We start from the raw sequence: 21,915 nt of genomic DNA, 5'->3' as shown, positions 1-21,915 counted from the left end.
CAGCACGGCGAGGTTGTCGTCGAGGCGGCGTGCCGCGGTCAGGTCCACCGGGCTGACCACCTGGAGTCCCGGGCCGGTCAGTCCCGCGCCGGTCGCGCGCCGATGCCGGAGTGCCGCGCGTGCGTCGACACGAACTTCTGGATGGCGTCGACGCCTTCGTAGCGGATGCCCAGCTGGCGGCGGACGGCGCTGTGGGCACCGTCGCAGCCCACCACGTAGGCGCAACGGAGAGTGCGACGCTCGCCGGCGGACTCCACGACCGCCTCGACGTGGTCGTCGTGCTGCGTCAGCTCGACCAGCCGCGTGCCGCGCTCCAGCGTCACGCCGGGAAGCCCGCGCGCGTGCTGTTCGAGGAGGGGTTCGAGGAAGAGCTGCGAGATCCGGTGCTGGGGCTCGGGGGTCGGCCAGTTCTCCTTGCCGACGCCCGCGAGGACGTCGCGGGCCGACGGCAGGTCGATGCGGAAGATCTCCTCGCCGAGCATGGTCGTGCGGTACTGGATGGACGTCGGGTAGTACGACGGCAGCCCGGCCCGGCGGATGTCGTCGGCGAGCCCGAGGCGGCGGAAGATCTCCATCGACCGCGCGGAGGTCGTGTTGCAGCGCGGGTTCTCCGCCCGCTGCCCGGCCGCCTCCACGACGTGGCACGGCACGCCGCGCCGGGCGAGGTCGATCGCGAGGGTGAGCCCGGTGGGACCGGCGCCCACGATCAGGACGTCACCGCTGGTCTGCTCCGTCATGCGCTGATGAACTCCCCTACCAGCCGGCGGAACTCGTCCGGCCGGTCGACGTGGATCCAGTGGCCCGCCCCGGCCACCACCCCGAGGCGGCCGTGCGGCAGTGCGGCGGCGAGGCGTTCGGACACCTCGGCCGGGGAGACGCGGTCGCGTTCCCCGTGCAGGGCGAGGACCGGGGTGGTGATCGCCGTGAGGTCGGCCGGCGGCCCGGGGTCCCCGGCGAACATCGACCGGAAGGCCTCCTCGGCGCCGGGCCGCAGGGCCTGGTCCAGCCGGAGGCCCGCCAGGTCGTCGAGGAGGTCGCGGTGGGCGCTCTCGTCGGCGACGAGGCGGCCGAGCGTGGCGCGCATGGACTCCCTCGTCGGCTCGTCGTAGAAGGGCACCCTGACGGGCAACGGCCCGGTGCCCGCGCCACCCATGACGACCGCGCGACCGAACCGGTGCGGCGCGGCGGCCAGGAGGGCCAGCGCGGCGGCGCCACCGGCGGCGGAGTTGCCGACGAGGTTCGCCTTCTCCACACCGTCGCGGTCGAGCAGGGCGAGGACCTGCTGTGCGCGTGCCTCCGCCCACTCCCGGGGTCCGCGCGGGCCTTCGGTGATCCGCGTGCCGAAACCGAGGAGGTCGGGTGCGATGCAGCGGAACGGAAGCCGCGCGATCGTCGCCGCCCAGTTGCTGACGGCGTCGACACCCGGCCCGCCACCGTGCAGCAGGACGAGGGGAACGTCGGACACCTGGAGCCTCCTCGACTGTGGGAACTGCACCTTCACCCGTGCCGCCGCCGGGCGCACGTCAAGCGACGGCCTTCTCGACGACTCCGGGCTCGGCCGGCGCACGACGCCCGAACCGGGTCAGCAGGAACGTCGCGGCGGCGCCGACCAGCGCGGGGATCGTGAACACCTGGTACATCGAGCCCGGCTCCCAGCCCGCCTGCACGAGGTAGCCGGCGACCAGCGGCGCCAGCACGGCACCGAGCCTGCTCACGGCGACCGCCATGCCCAGCGCCGTCGCCCGGGACTCCACCGGGTAGAGGGACGGCACGATGACGTTGATGCCGGAGATCGTGCCGTTGAGGAAGAGCCCGACGAGCACGGCGACGACCAGCGCCACCGCGAGCGTCCCGAGCGACAACGAGAACAGCACGAGCGCCACCGCGCCGAGGCAGAAGTACGCCGCCGTCAGCCTTCGAACCTCCACTGTGGACACGAGCAGTCCCAGCAGTGCCGCGCCCGTGATGCCGCCGAGGCTGAACAGGATGCCGCCGCTGATGCCCTGCTGGGCGGACATCCCCGCCTTCAGCAGCAGGCTGGGCGTCCAGGAGCTCGCGAAGTAGAACGCCGTCTGCGCCGCGGTGAACGCGAGCCAGACCAGGGCGGTCCGGACGGCGTTCCCGCCGCGGAACAACGACTCCAGCGCGACCTTGCGCGAGCTCGTGGCGGTCGCGGGCAGTGCGTCGACCGGAGCGCGCCCCATCGACACGAGGATCCGGTTGAACCTCTCCAGCGCGTTGTGCGGACGGCGCGCGACGAGGTAGTCCATGGACTCCGGCAGGAAGCGCAGCCCGACCGCGAAGAGCACCGCCGTGGCAACGCTTCCGAAGACGAACACGGATCGCCAGCCGAACGAGCCGACCAGCACGCTCGTCGAGACTCCCGCGATCACCGAGCCGATGCCGTAGCCGGTCGTGATCAGCGCGACGGCCAGGCCCCTGCGCCGGGTGTTGGCGTACTCGGAGGTGAGCACCGGCAGGCTCGCCGCCATCGTGCCCACCGCCACGCCCGTCACCACGCGGGCCGCGAGCAGCTGCCCGAGGTCCTGGGTGAACGCCGCCGCGAGCATGCCGAGCGACGCCAGCGCCAGGCCGGCGAGCGTGATCCGGCGGCGCCCGGCCCGGTCGGCGAGCGGCGCCAGGAAGAGCGCGCCGACCGCCATGCCGGCCAGGCCGCCGCTGAGCAGCACGCCCACCGACGACGGGGACAGACCCCACTCGCGGGTGATGGACGGTCCGGCGAAGGACGTGACCAGGAGGTCGAACCCGTCCACCACGTTCATCACCAGGCAGAGCGCGACCGCCCGGACCTGGACGCGGCTCATCGGTGAGCTTCTGACCTGCTCGAGAACGTTCACTCCCGGACCTCGCTTCGTTGCGGCGGTTGCCCCGACAGGCCCACCCGGACCTCAATGTATGTAACGCTCACTCTACAACTTGGAGCAGACGTTGGCCATGGTCGTTCGGACCGATCGGATCAGGCGGGGATGGCGGCGTTCTTCTTGGCGGCGGTGCCGAGCCGGATCGCCGAGACCAGGAAGAAGATGCCGCCGAGCGCCGCGTAGCCCGCGACGCTCGTCAGCGAGGCGTCCGGCTTCGAGGCCATCAGGATGAACGACGAACCGGCGCCCACGGACAGCGCACCGCTGAGGATCATGGGCCACTGACCGCCCATCTTGCGCCGCCCGATACCGACGGCGAGCTGGACGAGTCCCGACACGATCGCCCACGCGCCCCACACCCGCAGGACGCCGGGAATGCCGGACCCGCTGACCGCGACCGCGATGCCGGCCGCCGCCAGCAGGCTGACGACGATGTTGAGGTACAGCCCCATCACGTTCTGGGACTGCTTGGACGCCCGCGCGTCGACGACGGCCGCGCCCACGTCGAACAGCGGGTACAGGACGAGCAGCGCGATGCTGACCGGGCCGATCTCCGCGGCGGTCACGCCGACCAGGACGGCCCAGACGAGCGCGAACGCGGCACGGATGAAGTACAGCCGCCGCAGGGACGCGGCGGCGCTGGTGGCAGTCACAGGACTTCCTTCGGGGTCGAGGTGAGCACTCGTATAGAACGCTCGATACATGACCGACCGTATCCGCCACCGCGACTGCCGTCAAGACCGAACGTTCTACCTCATCCCCGCTCAGTGATCCGCCGGCCGCCGCACGCGGCTTCTCGCACAGCGCCTCGACGGTCCTCAGGTGGAACGCACTTGCCGTGACGGCCTGTCGCCGGGTAAACCTGGTTCCGTGCCCCTCACCGTCCGTCTCGCCCGTGGCCGTCGGCCGCGTGGCTGCCGCGCGCCCGCACGGCGCGTGCTCGGGCGTCGGGTGAGGTACGTGATCGGCTCCGAAGCGGGTCAGGTCAACGGGATGCGATGGCGTCGTGCGCCGCGCATCGCGCGGGATCGCTGACTCCCAGACCACTCACGACACCACCCGGGACACCCGTTCCGGGTCAGGAGCACATCGCCATGGAGCACGACTTCTTCTTCCCGGCTGCCCCGGGAAGCCTTCCCTCCTCCGACGGGTACTTCGGCGCCTTCGGCGGCAAGTTCGTCCCGCAGGCGCTCGTCGCCGCCATCGACCAGGTCGCCGCCGAGTACGAACGGGCGAAGGCGGATCCCGTCTTCGTCGCGCGGCTCGAGGACCTGCTCGTCCACTACGTCGGCCGGCCGAGCGCGCTCACCGAGGTGCCGCGCTTCGCCGCGCACGCCGGGGACGCGCGGGTCTTCCTCAAGCGCGAGGACCTGAACCACACCGGCTCGCACAAGGTGAACAACGCGCTCGGCCAGGCGCTCCTGGCGCAGCGCATGGGCAAGACCCGCGTCATCGCCGAGACCGGCGCGGGCTCGCACGGCGTCGCGACCGCCACCGCCTGCGCGCTGACCGGCCTCTCCTGCACCATCTACATGGGAGAGACGGACATGCGGCGCCAGGCCGTGAACGTGGCCAGGATGGAACTCCTCGGCGCCGAGGTCGTCCCGGTGACGTCCGGGTCGCGCACGCTCAAGGACGCCATCAACGAGACGTTCCGCGACTGGGTCGCCCGCACCGAGGACACGCACTACCTGTTCGGCACGGTCGCCGGTCCCCACCCGTTCCCGGCGATGATCCGCGACTTCCAGCGCGTCATCGGCGTCGAGGCCCGCCGCCAGCTCCTCGAACGCACCGGACGGCTGCCCGACGCGGCGGTCGCGTGCGTGGGCGGCGGATCCAACGCGATCGGCCTGTTCCACGCGTTCCTCGACGACCCCGTCCGGCTGATCGGCTGCGAGGCCGCCGGGCACGGCGTGGCGAGCGGGGAGCACGCGGCGTCCCTGACGGCCGGTGAACCGGGAGTGCTGCACGGCTCGCGTTCCTACGTGCTGCAGGACGACGAGGGCCAGATCCTCGAGGCCTGGTCGATCTCGGCCGGGCTCGACTACCCCGGCGTCGGCCCGGAGCACGCGCACCTGCACTCCTCCGGCCGCGCCGAGTACCGCCCGGTCACCGACGACGAGGCGATGCGGGCGTTCCGGCTGCTCGCGACGACCGAGGGCATCGTCCCGGCGATCGAGAGCGCGCACGCACTCGCGGGCGCCCTCCAGGTCGGCGCCGAACTGGGCCCCGACGGCCTGGTCCTGGTGAACCTCTCCGGGCGCGGCGACAAGGACCTCGACACCGCGTCCCTCCACTTCGGACTGGAGGCCGCGCGATGAGCGGGAACCTGCGACTGCTCACCGGCACGCTCGCGCGGGCGAAGCGCGACGGCCGGGCCGCCCTCGTCACCTACCACCCGGCCGGCTTCCCCACCGTCGACGACGGGATCGCCGCGATCCTGGCGACCCTCGACGCCGGCGCGGACGTCGTCGAGGTCGGCCTGCCGCACAGCGATCCGGTGCTGGACGGCCCGGTCATCCAGACGGCGGACGACATCGCGCTGCGCGGCGGCGTCCGGATCGCCGACGTCCTGCGCACGGTGCGGGAGGTCCACGCCGCCACCGGGAAGCCGGTGCTGGTGATGTCGTACTGGAACCCCGTGTCGCGCTACGGCGTCGAGCGGTTCGCGCGTGAGCTGGCCGAGGCCGGCGGTGCGGGGTGCGTGCTGCCGGACCTGCCGGTGCCCGAGTCCGCACCGTGGCGCCGGGCTGCGGCGGAGCACGACCTGGCCACCGTGTTCGTGGTCGCCCCGAGCAGCACGGACGCGCAGCTGGCGGAGACGGCCGCGGCCGGGACCGGGTTCGTCTACGCCTCCGCGCTGATGGGCGTCACCGGCACGCGCGACTCGGTGGACGAGGCCGCCGCCGTCCTGGCCGGCCGGCTCCGCGCGGTCACCGACCTGCCGGTCTGCGTCGGCATGGGCGTCGCGAACGCCCGGCAGGCCGCGCACGTCGCCGGGTTCGCCGACGGCGTGATCGTCGGGTCGGCCCTGGTCGGGACGCTCCTCGACGCGGACGACCAGACCGAGGGCCGAATCGCGCTCACCCGCCTCGCCGGTGAGCTCGCGGCCGGAGTCCGCGCCTAGGAACGGGTGCCGGGCCCGCGAGGGCCCGGCACGCGGTCATCGCGCCACCGCCGACACCAGCACCGCGACCGGGCGGCGCGTCGCCAGCACCGCGAAGAACACCAGCGGCATGAACAGCAGGTCGTTCAGCAGCTCCGCGGAGCCGTGCAGCGAGAAGCCGTTGACGTGGCGGAACCCGTCCCTGCCCGCCCAGCCCGGCAGGGTTCGCGAGAACGTCACGCCAGCACCACGCCCAGCGAGATCCCCGCCGGCACCGGGGGAACCGGCCGCCAGCCGAACCTCCCGGCCGCGAACCGCCCGCCGAGCCCCAGCGTCACCACGCCCACCACACCTGATCCAGCACAGCTCAGAACCCCTCGCCCACAACAACATCCGTTGTGGACGAGCCTGCCGCCGACCGAGGTGCGGGAGGATCGGCCCGAGGGCCGGAGGGGCATGGCCGTCCGGTCATCCGAACGGCCGCGAACCGGCCGGCCGAGGTCAACCGGCCACGGGGTCAACCGGCCAGCGCCGTGCCGAAGTTCTCCGCCGCCAGGTACGGGTTGAGGTGCGGGTGCCGGCTGCCGACGGCGACGTCCCGCCAGAAGCGCTGGAGCACGTTCGACGTGTGGAACCCGCCCGACCCGTGCAGGTCCAGCATCAGCTCGACCGCGGCCCGGCAGTCCCGGCCCGCGCCGGCCAGCACCCGGTGCAGCCTCGGGTAGTCCTCCGTGGACAGATCGCTGGTGTCCGCCTCCCTGGCGACGGCGAGCATCGTGGCCTCGGCGCGGTGCACGAGGTAGGTGGCCTCCGCCAGCCAGTGGCGCGCACCGGGAGACTCGCCCATGCGGGTGTACGACGTCATGAACGGCTTGCGGTCCGAGGCGAACATGGCGCCGACGGCGTCGAGCGCGCCCTGAGCGGCGCCCAGGACCGGGCCGAGCGCGGTCATGGCGAAGAGCATCCTGTCGTTGACGGCGAAGGGTTTCGCCGGCGCGATCCGCTCGGCCGGCACCAGCACGTCGGCGGCGACCAGGGTGTGGCTGCCGGTGCCGCGCATGCCCGCCATGTGCCAGGTGCGTTCGACGACCAGGTCGGCCGTCGGCACCAGCATGAAGGAGAACGCGCCGTCGACCATCAGGGCGAGGATGACCCACACCGCGTCCTCGCAGCCGGAGACGTTCGGCCAGCGACCGGTGACGCGCACCCCGTCCGCCACCCGCTCGCCGCGGCCGCCGGGCACGCCCGAGCCGCAGAAGAGCGCGTCCGGGTCGGCGAAGAACTCGCCGCCGCCGAACGCGCGGGCTGCCAGGGTCTTGGCCGTGACGCAGGTCCCGGCGACCCACGAGGTGGACGGGCAGGCACGGCCGAGCGCCGTCAGCTCACGCGCGACGGTCTCGGTGTCCGCCCACGCCCCACCGTGCTCCAGTGGTGTGCGAAGCGCGAGGACGCCGCCCTCGCGCAGCGCCTCCAGCGCCTCGCCGGCAGGCCGGTCGTTCTCTTCCGCTTTCGCCGCATGGGCGCGCAGGACCGCACCGGCATTCGAGTGTTCGATCACCTCGTCGACTCAATCACCGGTCCCCCGCGCCGTGCCATGCGCGGACGACACCGGTTCATACGCGGCCGCGCGCAACTAGGATCGTCCACATGGACCTGATCAGCGAGGTGATCCGCGCCGTGCGGGTCGGCAGCGCCAACTCCCGGCTGATCAGGCACACCGGTCCCGGCCTCCGGTTCTCCGCGTTCGACGGCAGCGGGTTCCACGTCATCACGGGCGGCACCTGCTGGCTGATCGGCCACGACGAGCCGGTGCCGCTGCGGCCCGGTGACATCGTGCTCACCACGTCCGGCGCCGAGCACGGCCTCAGCGAGACGCCCTGCGGGTTGTACGACCTGCCCCTCGTCGAGATGGGTCCGCACCCGCCCGCGCCGGGGCCCGCGTCCTTCGAGTTCCTGTGCGGCGCCTACCGCCTCGAACACCAGCGCCCGCCCCAGTACCTCCGCGCGCTGCCCGAGCTCATCGCCGTGTCCCCCGACTACGACAGCCACCCGGAGCTGCGGTCCCTCGTCACCCTCCTCACCGCCGACGCCACCGCGGCCAAGCCGGGCTCCGGGGCGACGTTGCGGGCGGTGCTGGACCTGATCCTCGTGCAGGTGCTGCGGCAGTGGCACGAGCAGGACGAGCCGGGCCGGCCGGAGGTCGCCCATCCCGGCGTCGCGGCCGCGCTGCGCGAGATCCACGAGAAGCCGCACCACCGGTGGACGGTAGGCGGGCTGAGCGAGGTCGCGGGCATGCCGCGCGCGGCGTTCTCCCGGCTCTTCACCACCGCGGTCGGTCAGCCGCCGATGACCTACGTGACGGGCTGGCGGCTCAGCCGCGCCGCCCAGCTGCTCCGCGAGACCGACGCCTCGCTGGCGCGGATCGCGCCCAGGGTCGGCTACTCGACGGAGTTCGCCCTGTCCGCCGCCTTCCGCCGCGAGTACGGCGTCTCACCGGGCCGGTTCCGCGCCACCGCTCCGTGACGCTTCTCGGGCCCGAGCGCTCAGGACGACCGGTAGGTGAGAAGCCCCTCGACCCCGGCGAGGAACGTGGCGCCGACCTCGGTGGCGTCGGTCAGGCACCCCGCCGCCATGGCCCCGTCGCGCAGCATGACGAAGTGGCGGCCGGCCGACGCGGCCGACTTCTCCTCGATCCGCGCGAACAGGTCCGTGACGGCGCGCAGGAACCACTCGCGGTGGTCGAGCACGGTCTTGAGCACCGGGTGCGCGCGGTCCGGGTACTCCGCGGCGGCGTTGAGGAAGGCACAGCCGCGGAACCCCGGTGACCCGATCCCGGCGGCGATGGACGCGGCGACGGCGCGCAGGACGTCGGACGCGGACTGGCCGGTGCTCAGCGCCTGCTCGACCAGGTCGCGTTCCATCTGAGCGACCGCCTGGAGGTAGGCGACGACGAGCTCGTCCTTGCTCGCGAAGTGCCGGTACAGGGTCGCGCGGGTCACCTTCGCCTCGGCGACGATCCGGTCGATCCCGACGGAGTGGAGACCCTCCGCGTAGAAGATCTGGGACGCCGTCGTGAGCAGACGCGTCCGTGCCTCGGAGACCTGACCTCGACCGTTGTGCACCATCATGTCCACGCTAGCAGAACGAACGGTCGGTACGCCTCCGTCACCTCCCGGCGTAGTCGCGGTGCCGCGCCAGGCCGCGGACCAGCGCGACGAACGAGGCGACCTCCGAGCTGTAGGAGACGCCGTCGAAGCTGTTCGCCACCGCCAGCCCGTCCGTGAGCGCCCGCCCCAGCACGGCCAGCTCCTCGACGAGCTCCTTGTCGGCCCTGTCCCCTTCGGGCGCGAAGACCGGCGTCAACGCGTCCACCCACGACGCGTGGGCGAAGTCGCGGATCCGCCGCACCGTCGCCTGCACCGCCTCGGCGTCCTTCTGCGGCCCGACCCCGATGGCGACCAGCAGCTGGAGGTAGTCCGGCCGCTCGTCCAGCGACCGGCACGCCGCCGAGAACCACGCCTCCAGCCGCTCGAGCGGCGCCAGGTCGTCGAACGCCGAAGGGCTGGGGAACAGGGTGTGCAGCTCCTCGAACGTGCGCTCCAGCAGGGCCGCGAGCACGCCGAGCTTGTTGCCGAAGTGGTAGTAGATCGAGCTCGCCGGGAGCCCGGACTTCGCACACAGGTCCGAGACGGCCATGCCGTCGTAGCCCTTCTCGCCGACGAGGGCACGAGCCGCGTTGAGGATGACGTCGCGACTGTTCATGCCGGCGGCGGTCGGCGCGGAGCCGGATTGCCTCACCATGCCCCAATACTAGGTCTGCGGCGCTTCCAGTCCGCGAAGGCTGGCCCACCCCCTCCCGTCGTTGTAGAGTGAGCGTTACATACAAACAATGGGACGGCACAGTGACGAGCACAGTGGATGTCGGAGACGCGGAACTGGCCTGCACCGACACCGGTTCCGGCCCCCCGGTCGTGTGGCTGCACGGCTCCGGGCCGGGAGCCACCGGCATGAGCAACTTCGGCGGGAACCTGCCCGCGTTCGACGACTACCGGAACGTGGTGCTCGACCTGCCGGGCTGGGGACGTTCCCCACGACCCGCGACCGACGAGCCGTTGATCTTCCACGCCGCGGACAGGGTCGTGCGCGCGATGACGGCCCTCGGGATCGAACGCGCGCACCTGGTCGGCAACTCCTACGGTGGCGCCGTCGCCATGCGGATCGCCATGCAGTACCCGGAGCGCGTGGAGCGGCTCGTGCTCATGGCGCCGGGTGGCGTTCTTCCGCCGGACGCGCCGCCGTGGCCCGTGGGGCTCGAGCACCTCTTCGGTTACATGGCGGCGGAGAAGCCGTCGCGGGACGCCATGGCCCAGTTCGTCCGTCTCATGGTCTACGACGAGGGTCTGGCGACGGAGGAGCTGATCGACGAGCGCTACGAGTCGAGCCTGCGGGCCCATCCCGAGTTGCCGGTCCCCCCGAACTTCGGCGACCTGACGCCGGACCTCCGCCTCATCGGCGCGCCCACGTTGCTCGTCTGGGGCCGGGACGACCAGACCGTCCCGCTGAGCTGGGCGCCCCGGATCCTGCACGGCATCGCGAACGCGGAACTGCGCGTGCTGCCCCACTGCAGGCATTGGGTGCAGTACGAGCGCGCGCCCGAGTTCAACCACATCGTCCGCGAGTTCCTGCGGGGCGGCCCCGCCGCATCGGAGAGGTGACCACCGTGGGCATCAGGAAGCTGGGGTACGTCGGGCTCAACGTGACCGACGTCGACGCGTGGTCCGATCTCCTCCTGCGCACGCTGGGAGTCGGCGTCACCCGCGCCGGCGACGTGGCGCTGGCCGAGATGGACGAGTTCAAGTACCGGCTGGCGCTCCACCCGTCCACTGAGGACGGTCCGCGCGAGATCGGCTGGATCGTCGACTCGCCGGGCGAGCTCGACCGGCTCAGCCGGCGGCTGACCGACGCCGGCCACGCGGTGGAGGACGGGACCGAGGAGGAACGGGACCTGCGCGGCGCCACGCACCTGCGCTGGTTCACCGATCCCGTCGGGTACCGCGTCGAGCTGGCGGTCGGCGAGACCAAGGCCCGCGTCGCGGCCGAACGCCCGGCGGGCGGACCCGGCACCACCGGCCTGGGACACCTGGTCCTCGCCAGCCCGAAGCTCGCCGAGCTGCGCGAGCTCTACGAGTCGGTGCTCGGGTTCGAGCTGACCGACTACCGCTCCCCCGGCCTGTTCTTCCTCCGCTGCAACTCCACCCACCACAGCATCGCCCTGGGCACCGCGGACACGCCGTCGATCCACCACCTGGAGTTCGAGCACGCCTCGATCGACGACGTCGGCCGGGCCCTCGACCGCGCCACGGCCAACGGCGTGCCGATCTCCATCAGCCTCGGCCGGCACATGAACGACAGGGCGATCTCCTTCTACGTCAAGAACCCCAGCGGGTTCCACCTGGAGATCGGGTGCGGCGGCATCGAGGTCGGCGACGACTGGGTGCCGCACGACTTCGGCCGCGCGAGCGTCTGGGGACACCACCACGCCGAGGCGAACCCGTTCGCGGCGGAGGCGTGACCAGGCGCCTGCTGAGCATCCCCGGTGTGGTGGACGCCGTGGAGGCCCGCGCGGGCGAGAAGGGGCCGCGCTTCGTGGACTACCAGAACCAGACCGTGCCCTGGTGACTCACCGGGCGAACTGCTGCACACCGATCACGTCGAGCAGGCGCAGCTGGTCCACGGCCTGAGTACCGGGCACGGGCACGAAGAACTGCAGCCGCTGGTGCCCGTCCTCGCTGAACAGGTTCTGGCAGTGCACTTCGACGACGCCGAGTTCGGAGTGGACGATCCGCTTGTGCTCACCCCGGCGCACGGCGACGTCGCCGGTGTCCCACAACGCCGCGAACTCCTCGCTCGCCTGCCGGAGCCGGGTGACCATCGCGGCGGCCTCACCGGAAGGTGCGTGACGCGCCACGGCGGCGCGCAGGTCGGACACCATGACCTTCGAGTGGTGCGGGTGGTCGTCCTCGGGGTAGATCGCGCGGACGGCGGGTTCGGTGAACCACTGCGACAGGAAGCTCTCCGCCGTCGCCGGGCCGAGGAGCGCTGTGGCGAGCCGGTTCTGCACGAGGGTTTCGTGGAGGTCGGTGATGATGCGCGCCGGGGTGCCGTCGAGCCGGTCGAGCAACGCGAGCATCGCCGGCGACACGTGCGCCGAGACGCCGTGCGCCGGCGGAACGGGCCTGCCCGCCAGCAGGAACAGGTGGTCGCGCTCGTCGTTGTCCAGGCGCAACGCCCTGGCCAGCGCCGCGAGCATCTGCACGGACGGCTGCGCGCCGCGGCCGCGTTCGAGCTCGATGTAGTAGTCGACCGACGCCCCGGCCATCTGGGCGACCTCGTCGCGGCGCAGTCCGGGCACGCGGCGGCGCGAGCCCGTCGGCAGGCCCACCTCGGCGGGCGTGATGCGAGCGCGCCGCGACTGCAGGAACAGGCCGAGCTCCGCGAGGTTCACCCCGTCAGTCTGCGCGAACCGCGACGGCTCAGCCAGGGGACGCCATCCCCGGGGTAAGCGGCAACTGGTTCACGGTCTTCCCTTCGGGAGATGCTTGCTCCACAACGAAAAGGAGCACACCATGCCGTTCGCCAACCTGAAGGTCCCCGCGGGCACGCTGTCCGCCGGGCAGAAGCAGACCCTCGTCGAGAAGGTCACCGACCTCTACGCCGAGACGTTCGGCGACGCCGTGCGCGACAACACGATGGTCCTCGTCGACGAGGTCGCCGACGGCGGCTGGGGCATCCGCGGCGAGGTCCTCACCCTCGCGAAGCTGCAGCAGGGGTGACAGGGGCGGCGGCTCGGACCGAGCCGCCGCTCCCCCTGGTCAGGCGCCCGCGCCGCCGTCGACCGGCACGATCGCGCCGGTCACCATGGACGCGCGGTCGCTGAGCAGCCACGCCGCCACCTCGGCGACCTCGCGCGGTTCCGCCATCCGTCCGAGCGGGATCGTCTTGGTGATCTGCTCGACGATGCCGGGGGTGGCCGCCTCCCACTCCTCGATCATGGCCGTGTCGGTGCCGCCGGGGGTGATGCCGTTCACGCGGATCCCCTCCCTGCCCCACGTCACGGCCGCGCTCTCGGTGAGGCTGTTGAGCGCCCGCTTCATCGCCCCGTACGCGGGGAGCACGGGGTTCGCGCGGCGGCTGCCGATGCTGGAGGTGTTCACGATGGCGCCACCTCCGCCGCGGCGCATCAGAGCCGCTTCCGCGGTCATCGCGGTCCAGTGCCCGCGGAAGTTCACCGCGAACTGCCGGTCGATGTCCTCGTCGCTCGTCTCGTCGAGCGGGCCGGGCTGCTGGATCGCGGCGCCGTTGTTGAAGGCGCCGTCGAGGCGGCCGTGCAGCTCCTCCGCCCTGTCGACCGCGGCGCGGATGCTCGCGGGGTCGGCGAGGTCCACGGCGACCGCGTCGGCGGTGCCGCCGTCGGCCCGGATCTGCTTGACGATGCCGTCCAGGGCGTCGGTGCCGCGGGCGGCGAGCACGACGGAGGCACCCTCCTGGGCGAAGAGCTTGGCGGCGGCCTCGCCGATGCCGCGGCTGGCGCCGGTGATGAGCACGACCTTGCCGGTGAGCAGGCCGATCGGGTGGGTGTCGTTGTTGTTCGTCATGCCACCAGCGTCGATCCGATCCGGAACCGGATACAGGTACAAGCGGTACCAGGCTCCGCCACCACGGGACGGCCATACTCGTGTCATGGACAAGCAGCAGCTCGCGGAGTTCCTGCGCAGCCGTCGCGAACGGTTGCGGCCGGAGGACGTCGGCCTGTCCTCGGGCCCACGCCGCCGCACACCCGGTCTGCGGCGCGAGGAGGTGGCGGTCCTCGCCCACATCTCCACCGAGTACTACGTGCGCCTCGAACAGGGCCGCGCGCCGCGCCCGTCGGCGGAGGTCCTCGCGGGGATCGCGAGCGCGCTGCTGCTCACCGACGCCGAGTCCGGCCACCTCCACGTCCTCGCGGGCACGGCCCCGAACCGCGGCGGGCTGCACCGCCGCGACGTCCGCCCGAGCATCCTCGCGCTGCTCGACCGGCTACCGCAGACGGCGGGGTTCGTCGTGTCCGCGATGTTCGAAGTGCTGGCGTGCAACGACCTCATGGCCGCGCTCATGGAGGACTTCCGCGAGCTCGCCCCGCGCGACCGCAACCTCGCGCGCCGCGCGTTCCTCGACCCGAACCGGTCGCTGTACGGCGTCTCCGACGCCACGGAGTTCCGGCACCACGCCGTCATGCGGCTCCGGTCGGCGCACGTCCGCTACCCGGCCGACCCCGCCGTGACCGGTCTCCTCGACGAACTGCTCGCCGGCAGCCCCGAGTTCGCGCGGCTCTGGGAACGGCACGACGTCCAGGCGGCGACCGTGCTCACGAAGTCGTTCGACCACCCGCTCGTCGGGAAGATCACCGTCGACTGCGACTCACTCGACCTCACGGACCGCGACCAGACCCTGGTGCTCTACAGCGCGACACCCGGATCCCGCGACGCCGAGGCGCTGGCGTTGCTGAACGTGCTGGGCGCCCAGACCTTCAGCACCGACTCGCCGTGATCGTGTGAGCGATAACATCCGCAACGGCCCCTGCCACTCCAGCGCTAAAGTTAACGCTCACATTTAGCGTTGACTGCGCGTGGCGGCCTGACTACACCTGAACCCAGCAGCGTTGCCGAGCGGCTGGAGCACCCCATGTCCTCATCGTTGAGTCGACGCAGGCTTCTGCAGGCCGCGGGGGTGGCCGCCTTGGCCACCGCGGCGCCCGCGCTGACCGCGGGTCCGGCACAGGCGGCCTCGGTGCCGCCGGTGCGCGGTGACGCGGGCGTGTCGGCCTCCGCGTTCGACCTGTCCGAGGTCCGGCTGACGTCCGGCCGGTGGCTGGACAACCAGAACCGGACGCTGTCCTACCTGCGGTTCGTCGACGTCGACCGCCTGCTCTACAACTTCCGCGCCAACCACCGGCTCTCGACGGGCGGTGCCGCGGCGCTGGGCGGGTGGGAGGCCCCGAACTTCCCGTTCCGCACGCACAGCCAGGGGCACTTCCTCACGGCCTGGGCGCAGGCGTGGGCGGTACTGGGCGACACGACGTGCCGGGACAAGGCCAACTACATGGTCGCCGAACTGGCCAAGTGCCAGGCGAACAACGCCGCGGCCGGGTTCACCACCGGTTACCTGGCGGGCTTCCCCGAGTCGGACTTCGACGCGCTGGAGGCGGGCTCGCCCAAGGCCGTCTCGTACTACTCGCTGCACAAGACCCTCGCCGGCTTGCTGGACGCCTGGCGGTACATCGGCAACACCCAGGCGCGGGACGTGCTGCTGCGCCTGGCGGGCTGGGTCGACTGGCGCACGGCGAGGCTGTCCTACAGCCGGATGCAGAGCGTCCTGGGCACCGAGTTCGGCGGCATGAACGCGGTGCTCGCCGACCTCTACCAGCAGACGGGCGACACCCGCTGGCTGACGACGGCCCAGCGGTTCGACCACGCCGCCGTGTTCGACCCGCTCGCGTCCAACCAGGACCGCCTCAACGGCCTGCACGCCAACACGCAGGTGCCCAAGTGGATCGGCGCCGCCCGCGAGTACAAGGCGACGGGCACCACCCGGTACCGCGACATCGCCCTCAACGCCTGGAACATCACCGTCGGCGCGCACACCTACGTCATCGGCGGCAACAGCCAGGCCGAGCACTTCCGCGCCCCCAACGCCGTCGCCTCCTACCTCAACACCGACACGTGCGAAGCGTGCAACACCTACAACATGCTGAAGCTGACCAGGGAGCTGTGGCTGACGGACCCCGGCAGGGCCGCCTACTTCGACTACTACGAGCGCGCCCTGCTCAACCACCTGATCGGCCAGCAGAACCCGTCGGACGCGCACGGCCACATCTGCTACTTCACCGGCCTCAACCCCGGTCACCGGCGGGGCAACACCGGCCCGGCGTGGGGCGGCGGCAACTGGAGCACGGACTACACCACGTTCTGGTGCTGCCAGGGCACCGGACTGGAGACCAACACGAAGCTGGCCGACTCGATCTACTTCTTCAGCGGCACCACGCTCACGGTGAACCTGTACGCGCCGTCGGTGCTGACGTGGTCGTCCCGCGGCATCACCGTCACCCAGAGCACGAGCTACCCGGCGAGCGACACCACGACGTTCACCGTCACCGGCAACGCGGGCGGGACGTGGACGACGAGGTTCCGCATCCCGGCCTGGACCACGGACGCGACGATCAGCGTCAACGGCGTCGCGCAGAACGTGACCACCACACCCGGCACCTATGCCTCGCTGACGAGGTCGTGGACGTCCGGCGACGTCGTGACCCTGCGACTGCCGATGCGCGTGGTCGCCCAACCCGCCAACGACAACGCCAACGTCGTCGCTCTCACCTACGGCCCGGCCGTGCTGGCGGGCAACTACGGCAACACGACCCTGTCGTCGTTGCCCTCGCTGGACGTCAGCTCCGTCACCCGCACCAGCACGTCGTCGCTGGCGTTCACCGCGACGGCGAACGGCACGCGCGTGAACCTCGGCCCGTTCCACGACGCGCACGGCTTCAACTACACCGTCTACTGGAACACCGGCGGTGGCGGTACGACCAGCTACCGGCTCGTCAACGCCGGCACGGGCATGGTCCTGGGAGTCCAGAACATGTCCACTTCGGACGGTGGGCTGGCCGTGCAGTGGCACGACAGCGGCACCGCCGACCACAGCTGGCAGCTGATCACCGACGGCTCCGACGTGCGGCTGCGCAACGTCCACAGCGGCAAGGTGCTGGGCGTCGAGAACATGTCGACCGCGGACAACGCCCGCGTCCTGCAGTGGAGCGACACCGGCACCGCCGACCACCGGTGGACGCTGATCTCCAACGGCGACGGCACCCACAAGGTCCGCAACGCCCACAGCGGCAAGCTGCTCGGCGTTCTCAACGGCTCCGCCACCGCCGGCGCGCAGGTCGTGCAGGACTCGGACAACGGCAGCGCGGACAACCGCTGGCGCCTGGTCGCCAACTGAGGCCGGTCATCGGCCACGCCTCGGCGTGGCCGATGACGGCTGGAAGCTCAGACCTCCGACGCCGCTACCGCGTCCAGGTTCTCGTCGTACTCGCGCTGACACCGCTGGATCTGCTCGCTGTGCTCGACGGTCCAGGCGTAGAGGTGGCCGAACGGCACGCGCAACGACTCCCCCATCGGCGTCAGCGAGTACACGACCCCGACCGGCGAGGTCGGCAGCACGGTGCGCCGGACCATGCCGTTGCGCTCCAGCCGGCGCAGCGTCTGCGTGAGAACCCGTTGTGTCACACCGCCGAGCCGTCGCTTCAGCTCGTTGAAGCGGGTCGGTTCCTCCAGCACGGCCATGGCCATCATCGACCACTTGTCGGCGATCTGGTCGAGGATCGGCCTGCTCGGGCAGTCGGGGCTGAAGACGAGGTCCGCGCGTTCGGTTCCCATCACGGTGGTGTCCTCCGGCATCCCAGGTGTTCCACAAGTGCGTTCTTGCGCGAGACTAGCAGCAGATCCGACCCTAGGTATCCAACGAATACCTAGCTGAACGGATCTCCATGACTCCCTCCACACTGCACACGAGCACCGACGACGGCGTGCTGACGGTCGTCTTCGACAACCCTCCGGTGAACGCGCTCGGCGCCACGACGATGCGCGAGCTGCGGGACCTGCTGAAGGGACTGGAAGACGACGGCCCGGTGAAGGTGATCGTGTTCGAGAGCGCGAACCCCGAGTTCTTCCTCGCCCACGTGGACATCACCATCCTCGACCAGCGCGACGTCCTGGAGGAGCTGGCCGCCTCCGCACCCGAGGGCGTGAACGTGTTCCAGGCCGTCGGGGAGCTGATCCGGCACCAGCCGCAGGTGACGATCGTGAAGCTCGCCGGCAAGGCCCGCGGTGGGGGCGCGGAGCTCGTGGCGGCGGCCGACATGGCGTTCGCCGCCGAGGAGACCGCCGGGCTCGGCCAGATCGAGGCGCTCATGGGCATCACGCCCGGCGGCGGCGCCACCCAGTACCTGCGGGACCGGGTCGGCCGGAACCGCGCGCTGGAACTCGTCCTCACCGGCGACCTGGTCGACGCGCGCAGCGCCGCGGCCTACGGCTGGATCAACCGCGCGGTGCCCGCGGCCGAGCTCGACGAGCACGTCCGCCGGGTCGCGCGCGGCATCGCCTCGCTCGCCGACGGGGTGGTCGCCGCCGCGAAGCGCGCGTTGCCGCCGACGGACTTCGGCTCCGGGCTCGTCGTCGAGAACGACGCCTGGGCGTCACTGGTCGGCCGCCCTGCCGCCCGGCAGCTCATGGAGGACGCACTCGTCGCCGGCGCTCAGACGCCCGAGGGCGAGCGCGACCTGGAGGGCCTGATGCGGGGTGTGGCACGTCCCTGACATCGTGTGCGACACTTTGTCCAGCTTCTGACATTGTGTTCAGACCCTGGAGGTGCCGTGCCCGGCAGCAGTACCGCCGACGCCGTGTTCGCCGCGCTGTCCCCCGTCCTGGAGGGCATCGCGGCGACGTTCGGGCGCAGCTGTGAAGTCGTGCTGCACGACTACCGCGACCAGGAGCGGTCGGTCGTCGCGGTCGCGGGGTCGGTCACGGGCCGGGAGCCCGGCGACGCGATGAGCGAGATCGGCCTGCGCGTCCTCGCCGCCGGGGACGACGCCCGCAACGAGGTCGGGTACGTCACCCGCGCGCAGGACGGGCGGCTGCTCAAGTGCACGACGCTGCCGTTGCGCGACGTGGACGGGACGGTGATCGGCGCGTTGTGCGTCAACATCGACCTCTCGGCCATCAACCGCGCCACGGGCGTGCTCTCGGACCTGCTCGGGCTGTCCTCCGTGGAGGAACCGGACACGACGACGAACTTCTCCGGCGACCTGGACCAGGTGGTCGACTCGCTGGTCGAACGCGCCGAGCGGGCGCACGCCGTTCCCGTGACGGCGCTGGGGCGCGAGGAGCGGCTGGCGCTCGTCCGGTCGCTGAACGAGGCCGGCGTGTTCGGCCTGCGCGGCGCGCCGGGGCGGATCGCGAAGCGCCTGGGGATCTCCCGCACGGGTCTGTACAACGACCTCGCCGAACTGAAGAAGGACAAGCCGTGACCCCTGTGTTCCTCAACGAGTCCGAGTCGGCGGCACTCGTCGACGACGCGCTCGCGCTGACCGCCGCGCGGGAGGCGTTCCTCGCCACCGCGACGGGTTCGACGTTCCCGGTCGTGATCGGGCATTCGTCGTCGCCGCACAACAGGTTCACCCTCAAGTCCGGCTCCGCGGGCGACCTCGTCGGCGTGAAGGTGGGCAGCTTCTGGCCGGGCAACACCGGCCTGCCGCGCCACAGCTCCACGATCGTGCTCCTCGACCCGGCGACCGGCAGGCTGCGCGCCGTGGTCGAGGCCGCCGCGGCCAACGCCTACCGCACCGCCGCGGCCGACGCGCTCGCCGTCGACACGTTGGCGCGCAACGACTCTCGTACGTTGACCGTGATCGGCACCGGCCACCAGGCCTTGCACGAGGTCCGCGCCGTGAGCCGGGTGCGGCCGATCGAACGGGTCCTCGTCGTCGGCAGGCGGGCCGACGCCGCACGGGAGTTCGCCGCGGAGGTGACCGCGCGGACCGGCCTGGCCGCCGACCCGGCCGACGCGCAGGCCGGAGTCTCCGCCGCGGACGTGCTCGTCACGGCCACGACCGCCCGCGAGCCCCTGTTCGACGCGAGCTGGGTCAGGCCGGGCACGCACATCTCCGCCATGGGCGCGGACGGTCCGGGCAAGCAGGAACTGCCCGTCGCGCTGTACGAGCGCGCGTCGCTGTTCTGCGACCTGCCGGACCAGTCGAGCACCATCGGCGAGTTCCAGCACACGTCCGCCGTGCCCGTCGCACTCGGTTCGGTGCTGGCCGGAACCGCCGCGGGCCGGACGTCGGACGAGGACGTGACGGTGTTCGACAGCTCCGGTTTCGCCCTGCAGGACCTCACCCTGGCCGCCGCTCTGCTGCACCGTTCCAGAGGAGACGTTCAGTGACCACATTGGACACCCCGTACGCACTGGTCGACGCCGACCGCCTGGACCGCAACGCGGCACGGTTGCGCGACCACCTGCAGGCGCTCGGTGTGCCGCTGCGCCTGCACGTCAAGACGTCGAAGTCCGTCGAGGTCGCCAACCGGGTCCACGACGGCGGTCCGATCACGGTGTCCACGCTCGCGGAGGCCGAGCACTTCGCCGACGCGGGCTACCGGGACGTTCTCTACGCCGTCGGCATCGCCCCGCACAAACTGCCGCGCGTCGCCGCGTTGGTGCGCCGCGGCGTGACGCTCACCGTCCTGCTCGACACGCTCGTGCAGGCCGAAGCGGTCGCCCGGTTCGCCGAAGAAGAAGGTCTCCGCGTGCCGGCCCTGATCGAGATCGACTGCGACGGCCACCGGGGAGGCGTCGTCCCCGCCGACCCGGCCCTGGTCCCGATCGGCCGGGCGCTCGGCGGCAACCTCGCCGGCGTCCTCACCCACGCGGGCGAGTCCTACTTCGCCCACACGCAGGACGCACTGCACAAGGCCGCCCAGAACGAGCGGGACGTCGCCGTGGAAGCCGCCGCCGCGTTGCGCGACGCCGGCCTGCCGTGCGCGATCGTCAGCGTCGGGTCGACCCCCACCGCGCACGCGGCGACCGACCTGTCCGGAGTCACCGAGGTCCGCGCGGGCAACTACGTCTTCTTCGACCTCGTCATGGCCGGCATCGGCGTCTGCTCGACCGACGACCTGGCGCTGTCCGTCGTCGTCACCGTGATCGGCCACCAGCACGACAAGAACTGGGTCATCACCGACGGCGGCTGGATGGCCACCTCGCGGGACCGGGGCACGCAGGCGCAGGCCGTCGACCAGGGGTACGGACTCGTCGCCGACCTCGACGGCCACCTGATCCCCGGCCTGCTCATGACCGGGGCGAGCCAGGAGCACGGCATCCTCGGCACGCGGGACGGCGGGCCGGTGCCCGACCTGCCCATCGGCACCCGGCTGCGCGTCCTGCCCAACCACGCCTGCGCGACCGCCGCCCAGCACGACCGCTACGAGGTCGTCAGTGCAAGCGCCCCGCCGACGACGTGGACGCGCCTGCGCGGCTGGTGACCACGCGGCCGGGCCGGTGCGGGCGCCTGCCCCGACTGGAGACACCGGAGGAACTGCTGGACGCGCTGTGAACTACCCGACGGGCCGGCGGCGCTTGTCGCGGGTGTAGATGATCGCCGACTTGCCGTCGCCGGGGCTGCGGCGGTCGAACTCGAACAGGGTGGTCGCGGTGATCAGGTCGCTGAGCTTGGAGTAGCCGTAGGTGCGCGAGTCGAAGTCCGGGCGCTGCTTGGTGATGATGTTGCCCACGGACGAGAGCGCCGCCCAGCCGTCGTCGTCCGATGCCGCTTCGACCGCGTTGCGCAACTGCTTGACCAGGGCGGAGTCCGCTTCGAGCTGGTCAGCGGCCGAGGCGGTGGTCTTCGGCTTGGGCGCGGCCTCCACGGGGGCCGACGAGCCGATGAGGTTCTCGATGTAGATGAACTTGTCGCAGGCGGCGACGAACGGCTGGGGCGTCTTGCGTTCGCCGAAGCCGTAGACCGTGAGGCCGGACTCGCGCAGGCGGGCGGCCAGCCGGGTGAAGCCGCTGTCGCTGGAGACGATGCAGAAGCCGTCGAAACGCCCGGAGTACAGCAGGTCCATCGCGTCGATGACCATCGCCGCGTCGGTGGCGTTCTTGCCGGTCGTGCAGGCGAACTGCTGGATCGGCTGGATCGACTGCGCGAGCAGGTGGTCCTTCCAGCCCTTGAGGCTGGTGCCGGTCCAGTCGCCGTAGGCCCGCTTGACGTGGGCGGTGCCGTACTTGGCGACCTCGGCCCGCAGCTATTGGCCCCATGCCTGACACGTGATCAAG

General features: G+C 71.7%; 25 protein-coding genes. 13 read left to right on the top strand and 12 right to left on the bottom strand.

What is annotated here, in order from left to right; genetic code table 11:
• Positions 1-77: 77 nt before the first annotated feature.
• From VM306_RS10515 to VM306_RS10500, 4 genes are all read right to left on the bottom strand, one after another.
• Complete coding sequence (locus VM306_RS10515) at positions 78-737, bottom strand: FAD-dependent monooxygenase (protein ID WP_325513535.1); 660 nt, start codon at positions 735-737, stop codon at positions 78-80.
• Positions 734-1,465, bottom strand: a complete 732-nt coding sequence (locus tag VM306_RS10510; RefSeq protein ID WP_325513533.1) for an alpha/beta fold hydrolase — start codon at positions 1,463-1,465, stop codon at positions 734-736. Before VM306_RS10510 ends, VM306_RS10515 begins: the two co-directional genes overlap by 4 nt.
• Before the next feature lie 58 nt (positions 1,466-1,523).
• Positions 1,524-2,825 carry an MFS transporter gene (locus tag VM306_RS10505; RefSeq protein ID WP_325513531.1) on the bottom strand — a complete coding sequence of 434 codons (1,302 nt, stop codon included), beginning with the start codon at positions 2,823-2,825 and terminating at the stop codon, positions 1,524-1,526.
• Positions 2,826-2,977: 152 nt separating this feature from the next.
• The gene (locus VM306_RS10500; protein ID WP_325513529.1) at positions 2,978-3,535 is read right to left on the bottom strand and encodes a hypothetical protein; all 558 of its coding nucleotides are present in this window, start codon (positions 3,533-3,535) and stop codon (positions 2,978-2,980) included.
• A gap of 169 nt (positions 3,536-3,704) precedes the next feature.
• Between VM306_RS10500 and trpM the strand changes: the two genes are divergently transcribed.
• From trpM to trpA, 3 genes are read left to right on the top strand one after another with little or no spacing between them, the layout of a single operon-like run.
• Positions 3,705-3,917 (top strand): tryptophan biosynthesis modulator TrpM, encoded by a 213-nt coding sequence (gene trpM, locus VM306_RS41335; RefSeq protein ID WP_414672359.1) that lies wholly within the window; start codon positions 3,705-3,707, stop codon positions 3,915-3,917.
• A gap of 59 nt (positions 3,918-3,976) precedes the next feature.
• Entirely contained in the window at positions 3,977-5,203 is a 1,227-nt protein-coding gene (trpB, locus tag VM306_RS10495) for a tryptophan synthase subunit beta (protein ID WP_325513527.1), read from the top strand.
• Positions 5,200-6,009: a tryptophan synthase subunit alpha gene (gene trpA / locus VM306_RS10490; RefSeq protein WP_325513525.1), complete on the top strand. Its 810-nt coding sequence runs from the start codon at positions 5,200-5,202 to the stop codon at positions 6,007-6,009. Before trpB ends, trpA begins: the two co-directional genes overlap by 4 nt.
• A gap of 36 nt (positions 6,010-6,045) precedes the next feature.
• Here the strand turns inward: trpA and VM306_RS10485 are convergent, their stop codons facing one another.
• Positions 6,046-6,228, bottom strand: coding sequence for a hypothetical protein (locus VM306_RS10485; protein ID WP_325513523.1), 183 nt, complete (start codon positions 6,226-6,228; stop codon positions 6,046-6,048).
• A gap of 277 nt (positions 6,229-6,505) precedes the next feature.
• Complete coding sequence (locus VM306_RS10480) at positions 6,506-7,546, bottom strand: acyl-CoA dehydrogenase family protein (RefSeq protein ID WP_325513521.1); 1,041 nt, start codon at positions 7,544-7,546, stop codon at positions 6,506-6,508.
• Positions 7,547-7,635: 89 nt separating this feature from the next.
• Here VM306_RS10480 and VM306_RS10475 point away from each other — a divergent pair, with 89 nt between their 5' ends.
• A complete protein-coding gene (locus tag VM306_RS10475; RefSeq protein WP_325513519.1) occupies positions 7,636-8,511 on the top strand; it encodes an AraC family transcriptional regulator in 876 nt (291 codons plus the stop codon).
• Positions 8,512-8,531: 20 nt separating this feature from the next.
• On the opposite strand, the gene VM306_RS10470 is transcribed toward VM306_RS10475, so the two are convergent.
• Together VM306_RS10470 and VM306_RS10465 are read right to left on the bottom strand one after the other, a co-directional pair.
• Complete coding sequence (locus VM306_RS10470; RefSeq protein ID WP_325513517.1) at positions 8,532-9,113, bottom strand: TetR/AcrR family transcriptional regulator; 582 nt, start codon at positions 9,111-9,113, stop codon at positions 8,532-8,534.
• 40 nt (positions 9,114-9,153) lie between these two features.
• Positions 9,154-9,789, bottom strand: coding sequence for a TetR/AcrR family transcriptional regulator (locus VM306_RS10465; RefSeq protein ID WP_325513515.1), 636 nt, complete (start codon positions 9,787-9,789; stop codon positions 9,154-9,156).
• 101 nt (positions 9,790-9,890) lie between these two features.
• On the opposite strand from VM306_RS10465, the gene VM306_RS10460 reads away from it, so the two are divergent.
• Complete coding sequence (locus VM306_RS10460; RefSeq protein ID WP_325513513.1) at positions 9,891-10,703, top strand: alpha/beta fold hydrolase; 813 nt, start codon at positions 9,891-9,893, stop codon at positions 10,701-10,703.
• 5 nt (positions 10,704-10,708) lie between these two features.
• Positions 10,709-11,560 carry a VOC family protein gene (locus VM306_RS10455; protein WP_325513510.1) on the top strand — a complete coding sequence of 284 codons (852 nt, stop codon included), beginning with the start codon at positions 10,709-10,711 and terminating at the stop codon, positions 11,558-11,560.
• Positions 11,561-11,668: 108 nt separating this feature from the next.
• Here the strand turns inward: VM306_RS10455 and VM306_RS10450 are convergent, their stop codons facing one another.
• The gene (locus VM306_RS10450) at positions 11,669-12,493 is read right to left on the bottom strand and encodes a helix-turn-helix domain-containing protein (protein ID WP_325513508.1); all 825 of its coding nucleotides are present in this window, start codon (positions 12,491-12,493) and stop codon (positions 11,669-11,671) included.
• 121 nt (positions 12,494-12,614) lie between these two features.
• On the opposite strand from VM306_RS10450, the gene VM306_RS10445 reads away from it, so the two are divergent.
• The gene (locus VM306_RS10445; protein WP_325513505.1) at positions 12,615-12,821 is read left to right on the top strand and encodes a 4-oxalocrotonate tautomerase family protein; all 207 of its coding nucleotides are present in this window, start codon (positions 12,615-12,617) and stop codon (positions 12,819-12,821) included.
• Positions 12,822-12,860: 39 nt separating this feature from the next.
• On the opposite strand, the gene VM306_RS10440 is transcribed toward VM306_RS10445, so the two are convergent.
• A complete protein-coding gene (locus VM306_RS10440) occupies positions 12,861-13,643 on the bottom strand; it encodes an SDR family oxidoreductase (protein ID WP_325513503.1) in 783 nt (260 codons plus the stop codon).
• An 85-nt stretch (positions 13,644-13,728) separates the two neighbouring features.
• On the opposite strand from VM306_RS10440, the gene VM306_RS10435 reads away from it, so the two are divergent.
• Together VM306_RS10435 and VM306_RS10430 are read left to right on the top strand one after the other, a co-directional pair.
• On the top strand, positions 13,729-14,574 hold the full coding sequence (locus VM306_RS10435) for a helix-turn-helix transcriptional regulator (RefSeq protein WP_325513501.1): 846 nt from the start codon (positions 13,729-13,731) through the stop codon (positions 14,572-14,574).
• A gap of 135 nt (positions 14,575-14,709) precedes the next feature.
• Positions 14,710-17,025, top strand: coding sequence for a beta-L-arabinofuranosidase domain-containing protein (locus VM306_RS10430; RefSeq protein ID WP_325513499.1), 2,316 nt, complete (start codon positions 14,710-14,712; stop codon positions 17,023-17,025).
• Positions 17,026-17,072: 47 nt separating this feature from the next.
• Here the strand turns inward: VM306_RS10430 and VM306_RS10425 are convergent, their stop codons facing one another.
• A complete protein-coding gene (locus tag VM306_RS10425; protein WP_325513497.1) occupies positions 17,073-17,462 on the bottom strand; it encodes a helix-turn-helix domain-containing protein in 390 nt (129 codons plus the stop codon).
• Between the two features lie 110 nt (positions 17,463-17,572).
• Between VM306_RS10425 and VM306_RS10420 the strand changes: the two genes are divergently transcribed.
• Genes VM306_RS10420 through VM306_RS10405 form a run of 4 tightly spaced genes read left to right on the top strand, consistent with a single transcriptional unit; the run spans position 17,573 to position 21,122 of the window.
• Positions 17,573-18,400 (top strand): enoyl-CoA hydratase/isomerase family protein, encoded by an 828-nt coding sequence (locus VM306_RS10420; RefSeq protein WP_325513495.1) that lies wholly within the window; start codon positions 17,573-17,575, stop codon positions 18,398-18,400.
• Between the two features lie 57 nt (positions 18,401-18,457).
• Positions 18,458-19,111 (top strand): helix-turn-helix transcriptional regulator, encoded by a 654-nt coding sequence (locus VM306_RS10415; RefSeq protein WP_325513493.1) that lies wholly within the window; start codon positions 18,458-18,460, stop codon positions 19,109-19,111.
• Complete coding sequence (locus VM306_RS10410) at positions 19,108-20,025, top strand: ornithine cyclodeaminase family protein (RefSeq protein WP_325513491.1); 918 nt, start codon at positions 19,108-19,110, stop codon at positions 20,023-20,025. Before VM306_RS10415 ends, VM306_RS10410 begins: the two co-directional genes overlap by 4 nt.
• Positions 20,022-21,122, top strand: coding sequence for an alanine racemase (locus tag VM306_RS10405; RefSeq protein WP_325513489.1), 1,101 nt, complete (start codon positions 20,022-20,024; stop codon positions 21,120-21,122). The genes VM306_RS10410 and VM306_RS10405 overlap by 4 nt, the downstream gene beginning before the upstream one ends.
• Positions 21,123-21,194: 72 nt before the next feature.
• Here the strand turns inward: VM306_RS10405 and VM306_RS10400 are convergent, their stop codons facing one another.
• Entirely contained in the window at positions 21,195-21,884 is a 690-nt protein-coding gene (locus VM306_RS10400; protein ID WP_325513539.1) for an NYN domain-containing protein, read from the bottom strand.
• Positions 21,885-21,915 lie beyond the last annotated feature (31 nt).

Source organism: Lentzea sp. (genome assembly GCF_035525475.1).
GTDB lineage: Bacteria > Actinomycetota > Actinomycetes > Mycobacteriales > Pseudonocardiaceae > Lentzea.
The sequence above is the reverse complement of the archived record's forward strand: the minus strand, read 5'-3'. Positions and strand labels throughout refer to the sequence as shown.

Bases quoted from the DNA above. Each gene is read 5' to 3' on its own strand.
- VM306_RS10515 (WP_325513535.1), bottom strand. From the start codon at position 737: ATGACGGAGCAGACCAGCGGTGACGTCCTGATCGTGGGCGCCGGTCCC.
- VM306_RS10505 (WP_325513531.1), bottom strand. From the start codon at position 2,825: ATGAGCCGCGTCCAGGTCCGGGCGGTCGCGCTCTGCCTGGTGATGAAC.
- trpB (WP_325513527.1), top strand. From the start codon at position 3,977: ATGGAGCACGACTTCTTCTTCCCGGCTGCCCCGGGAAGCCTTCCCTCC.
- trpA (WP_325513525.1), top strand. From the start codon at position 5,200: ATGAGCGGGAACCTGCGACTGCTCACCGGCACGCTCGCGCGGGCGAAG.
- VM306_RS10475 (WP_325513519.1), top strand. From the start codon at position 7,636: ATGGACCTGATCAGCGAGGTGATCCGCGCCGTGCGGGTCGGCAGCGCC.
- VM306_RS10470 (WP_325513517.1), bottom strand. From the start codon at position 9,113: ATGGTGCACAACGGTCGAGGTCAGGTCTCCGAGGCACGGACGCGTCTG.
- VM306_RS10465 (WP_325513515.1), bottom strand. From the start codon at position 9,789: ATGGTGAGGCAATCCGGCTCCGCGCCGACCGCCGCCGGCATGAACAGT.
- VM306_RS10445 (WP_325513505.1), top strand. From the start codon at position 12,615: ATGCCGTTCGCCAACCTGAAGGTCCCCGCGGGCACGCTGTCCGCCGGG.
- VM306_RS10440 (WP_325513503.1), bottom strand. From the start codon at position 13,643: ATGACGAACAACAACGACACCCACCCGATCGGCCTGCTCACCGGCAAG.
- VM306_RS10435 (WP_325513501.1), top strand. From the start codon at position 13,729: ATGGACAAGCAGCAGCTCGCGGAGTTCCTGCGCAGCCGTCGCGAACGG.
- VM306_RS10430 (WP_325513499.1), top strand. From the start codon at position 14,710: ATGTCCTCATCGTTGAGTCGACGCAGGCTTCTGCAGGCCGCGGGGGTG.
- VM306_RS10425 (WP_325513497.1), bottom strand. From the start codon at position 17,462: ATGGGAACCGAACGCGCGGACCTCGTCTTCAGCCCCGACTGCCCGAGC.
- VM306_RS10420 (WP_325513495.1), top strand. From the start codon at position 17,573: ATGACTCCCTCCACACTGCACACGAGCACCGACGACGGCGTGCTGACG.